This is a genomic window from Kitasatospora sp. NPDC057198 (assembly GCF_042670125.1).
In the GTDB taxonomy this organism is placed as follows: Bacteria; Actinomycetota; Actinomycetes; order Streptomycetales; family Streptomycetaceae; genus Kitasatospora.
Genome location: NZ_JBHUWH010000563.1, coordinates 1 through 4,665 on the forward strand (window position 1 = coordinate 1; position 4,665 = coordinate 4,665).

3 protein-coding genes are annotated in these 4,665 nt (G+C 75.3%); all 3 read right to left on the minus strand.

What is annotated here, in order from left to right; translation table 11 throughout:
- A partial coding sequence (locus ACFUEL_RS35490; protein ID WP_380241671.1) for a hypothetical protein occupies positions 1-2,535 on the minus strand: 2,535 nt, incomplete at its 3' end.
- 211 nt (positions 2,536-2,746) lie between these two features.
- Positions 2,747-3,391 carry a response regulator gene (locus ACFUEL_RS35495; protein ID WP_380241673.1) on the minus strand — a complete coding sequence of 215 codons (645 nt, stop codon included), beginning with the start codon at positions 3,389-3,391 and terminating at the stop codon, positions 2,747-2,749.
- The gene (locus ACFUEL_RS35500; RefSeq protein WP_380241675.1) at positions 3,388-4,560 is read right to left on the minus strand and encodes a sensor histidine kinase; all 1,173 of its coding nucleotides are present in this window, start codon (positions 4,558-4,560) and stop codon (positions 3,388-3,390) included. Before ACFUEL_RS35500 ends, ACFUEL_RS35495 begins: the two co-directional genes overlap by 4 nt.
- Between the last annotated feature and the right edge of the window lie 105 nt (positions 4,561-4,665).

A 4,665-nucleotide genomic window follows, 5' to 3' on the forward strand; every position in this document is an offset into this window, starting at 1 on the left:
CGGGCTCGGGGTCGGTTCCGGCGTGGGGCTCGGCGACGGGCTGGGGCTCGGCGAGGGGCTGGGGCTGGGGCTCGGCGAGGGGCTGGGCGACGGGCTGGGGGCGTCGACGGTCACGGTGGCACTCGCGCTGTTGTTGGACGGGTCGGTGTCCTCCTGGTCGAGCTCGCCCAGCTCGGCGGTGTTGGTGCGGGTGCCGGGCTCGGCGGCGCGGACGGTCAGCAGCAGCCGGGCCTGGTCGCCGACGGCGAGGTTCCCGATCGTCCACACCCCGGTGCCGGCCGCGTAGCTGCCGGTGCTCGGGGCGGCCGAGACCAGTTCCAGCCCGGCGGGCAGCAGGTCGTCGACGGTCAGCCCGGTGGCGGGCGCCGGGCCGTTGTTGGTGGCGGTGACGGTGAACACCGTCTGCCCGCCGACCTCCTGACGGGCCGGGTCGACGCTCTTGCCGATCGCGATGTCGGTCTCGTTGAGTGCCTGGACGGTGGCGCTCGCCGTGTTGTTCTCCTTCACCGGGTCGTACTGGTTGGCGCCGGTGACGGTGGCGGTGTCGGTGGCCGGCGCGGCGACGTCCAGCCGGACCAGCAGGGTGAGCCGCACCTCCCCGCCCTTGGCCAGCACGGGCACCTTCCAGGTGCCGGTCGCCGGGTCGTACGAGGTGCCGGCGGCGGGCGTCGCGGTGAGCAGCGTCGTCCCGACGGGCACCGGGTTGGCGACGACCGCGTTGGTCGCCTCGTGCGGCCCGTAGTTGTGCAGGGTGACGGTGAAGGTGGTGCTGGAGCCGACCGGCAGCACCGTCGGGTCGGCGGCGACGGTGACGCCGAGGTCGGCGTAGTTGTCGGCGGGGCCCACCGGGATGGTCACGGCCGACGGGACGGCCGTGACGGTCTGCCCGATCGGGGAGACCGCACTGGCGGTGGCGGTGTTGGTGAACCAGCCGGCCTCCAGGTCGGCTGCGGTGACGGTGTGGCTGCCGGTGCAGACGATCTGGTCCCCGGGCTGCACCACCGAGGCGGGGCAGGACACGTCGGTGATCTTCGGGTCCTGGACGACCACGGTGGAGAGCGTGGAGCCGCCGGTGTTGGTGACGGTGAAGGTGTAGTCGACCACATCGCCGACGAGGTGCGGGACGGGCGTGACGGCCTGCTTGACGAGCGTCATCGAGGAGGTCAACGGCACCGTGACGGTGGACGGTTCGGCTTGCAACTGGCCGCCGCCCGCCGCGGTCGCGGTGGCGTTCGCGGTGTTGACCACCTGCCCGGCGGCGACGTCCGCGGCCGTGACGGTGTAGCGGCCGGTGCACACCACGGTCGAGCCGGGCTCGGGAGTGGGCGGCAGGACCGTGGTCGGGCAGCTCACCGGTGCCAGCCTGTCGTCCGTGACGGACAGCGAACTCATCGGCACGTCACCGGCGTTGGTGACCACGTACTGGTACGGGATGACCGTCCCGGCGGTGATCACGGCAGGCAGCGGCGCCCCGGTCCGGTCGACCTGCTTGACCAGGTCGAGCGCGCCCAGCGGCAGGATCGAGGAGGCGTTCACGTTCCGGATCAGGTGCACGTCGGTGGAGCCGCCGGTGGAGGCGCTGAACCCGAACTTGTAGGTGGACGGCAGCCCGGCCGGGGCCGGCTCGTCCAGCACCTGGTGCCAGCCGGTGCCGTCCTGGAAGTCCACCTGGACGATCACCCGGGGCGAGGGCGCCGGGGTGATCTGCACGTTGACGGTGCGCTTGGCGACCGCCGGGTCGGTGGTGCCGAACGGCGCGCCCAGGCTGCCGGGCAGCGTGGTCGCGGCCCTGGGCGGGTTGCCGACCGGGGGCTGGGTGGTGGAGGCCAGGTAGCAGTAGCCGGAGATGCCGACACCCGGGCCGCGCAGGGTGATCACGTTGGGCGCGACCTGGCCGTCCACCTTGACCGGCGACCGCTGGCCGACCGGGCAGTTCGAGCCCCGCTTCTCACCGTCGTTGTAGAAGTTGCCGTACATGTCGAGGCCGACGCCGAGGTAGCCGCCGACCACGCCGGGGCTGAGGTTGCGCTGCGCGTAGCCGAGGCTGCCGCCGTCGGCGCCCTTGGTGTCCAGCGGGGTCGCACCGTCCACCAGGTAGAAGCCGATGCCGTCGCCGGGTGCCTGGGTGCCGCCGTACTGGTACTGCTCGAAGGTCACCGACAGACCCGCCGAGGAGGGCACCGGGCGGCGGTACAGCAGCGAGCCGCCGACGAACCCGGCCGAGTCGTTCAGTTGCAGGTAGCCGGGCAACGTGCCGGGCACCGGCGCGGCCGGGGTGCCGCCGGTCGGACAGGCGGGGATCTGCGCGGCGCCGGACGCGGGCGTGCTGCCCACCGGAGCGCCGGTCAGGCAGGTGGTACCCAGCGGCACCCAGGACGGGTCCGACACCGAGGAGCCCTCGAAGGTCTCGTTGACGATCACCGTCCCGCCGGTCGGCGGGTCCGCGACCGCCTGCGGCGCGGCCAGCACCGGCCCCGTCGCGAGCAGCAGCGCCGCCGCCGCCGTCCGCACCGCTCTGTACATCCGTCCCGTCATCCGCTCTCCCGTTGCACGTGCCACCGCCCCGGTCCGGGCGGGGCGAGCGTAGGCAGCGGGGCCGCGCCCGGCCGGGCAGTGCGCCGACCGTGGGCGTGGCGCCGTCGGTGGGCGTGGCGCCGTTCTGCGGGCCGGGGAGCAGCCGGGGGCGGCCTTCACCCCGGGGAAGGGCCGGCATCGGTGGGGCCGGCCCCGGACGGCTGACCGGGCGTCAGGGGGTGACCAGTCCGGCCCGGTAGGCGAGGATCACCAGGTGGACCCGGTCGCGGGCGTCCAGTTTGGTGAACAGCCGGGCCACGTGGGCCTTCGCGGTGGCGGCGCTGATGGTCAGGCGGGCGGCGATCTCCGCGTTGGACAGGCCCTGGCCGACCAGGGTCAGCACCTCTCGCTCGCGTCCGGTGACGCCGGGCAGGTCGGCGCGCGGGGACGGGGCCGCGCCGGTGTAGGCGGAGATCAGCCGGCGGGTGACGCCGGGCGCGAGCAGGGCGTCGCCGGCGGCGACGGTGCGGATGCCGTCGAGGACGTCCTCGACCCGGCTGTCCTTGACCAGGAAGCCGCTGGCCCCGGCGTGCAGCGCGCCGAACACGTGGGCGTCCTCGTCGAAGGTGGTCAGCACCAGGACGTGCGTCGCGCAGCCGGGGTCGGCGGTGATCCGGCGGGTCGCCTCGATGCCGTCCAGGCCGGGCATCCGCAGGTCCATCACGGCGACGTCGGGGCGCAGCCGGGCGGCGAGTTCGACGGCGGCGGCGCCGTCGCCGGCCTCGCCGACCACCTCCAGGTCGGGGGTGTCGGCGATCAGCACCCGCAGGCCGGTGCGGATCAGCGGCTGGTCGTCGACCAGCAGGACGCGGATCACGGCCGCTCCCCGTCGGGCAGGGGCAGGGTCGCGGCGACCAGGAAGCCGCCGTCGGGGCCGGGCCCGGCGGTGAGCGTGCCGTGCAGCAGGGCGGCGCGCTCGCGCATCCCGGCGATGCCCCAGCCGGTGCCGCCGGGGGCCGGGCCGCGGCCGGAGTCGCGGATCTCCAGGGCGAGTTCGCCGGGGCGCCGGTCGAGGGTGACGGTGCAGCGGCCGGTCCCGGCGTGCCGGGCCACGTTGGTGACGGACTCCTGGACGATCCGGAACGCGGCCAGTTCGACCTCGGCGGGCAGCGGGCCGGACGGCCCGAGGCGGCGCAGTTCGACGCGGACGCCCGCGTCGGCGGCGCGGGCGGCCAGCGCGTCCAGGTCGGCGAGCGAGACGAGCGCGGCGGGGGCGGGCGGGGCCGGTTCGGGGTCGCCGGCCCGCAGCAGGCCGAGCATCCGGCGCAGCCCGGCCAGGGTCTCCCGGCCGGTGGTCTCGATCGCGCCGAGCGCGGTCCGGGCCTCGGCGGGCTGGGTGTCGATGACCCGCCCGGCGACCGCCGCCTGCACCGCGATCACGCCCATGCTGTGCGCCACCATGTCGTGCAACTCGCGGGCGATCCGCAGCCGTTCGGCGGTGACGGCCTGCTCGGTGGCGCGGCCGGCCAGTTCGGCGTCGTGCCGGCGCTGCTGCCGGACGGTGTGGCCGACCAGCCAACCGACGGCGGTGGCGGCGGTCAGCCCCAGCGCCGGGGAGAGCTGCCCGGGGTTGCCGAGGGCGGTCTGCCGGAGCGCGTACCCGGCGACGGCCAGCACGGGCAGCGCGGCGGCGAGCAGCGAGGTGCGGCGGCGGCGGGCGGCGGCGGTGACGCCGACCAGCACGTCCGCGAACAGGAACAGCACGACCGGTGCGGCGGCGACGGTCGTCCCGAGCGCGGCGACCGATCCGGCGACGGCCACGGCGACCGCCCCCGCCGGAGCCCTGGGCACCAGCAGCGCGGCCAGCGTGGTGACGACCGCGGTGATCAGCAGCGGCGCGTCCTCGACGTTGCCGTGGTAGCGCAGCAGCCGGGCGAACTCGTCCTCGCGCTGCACCGCCCGGACGCCGACCACCGCGCACCAGCCGACCGCCACCCAGGCCCACGGTGGCAGTCGTCTCAGCAGCGGCGCGGGCGGGGCGTTCATGCCCCCGATGCTAGTAGTGCTTCGTTAGGTTCTGGTTCTGTGTCTGGTTCTTGTGCGGGGTAGGGGGCGGTTGCAGGTGGCACAGGTGCCGGTCCAGCCCTTGAG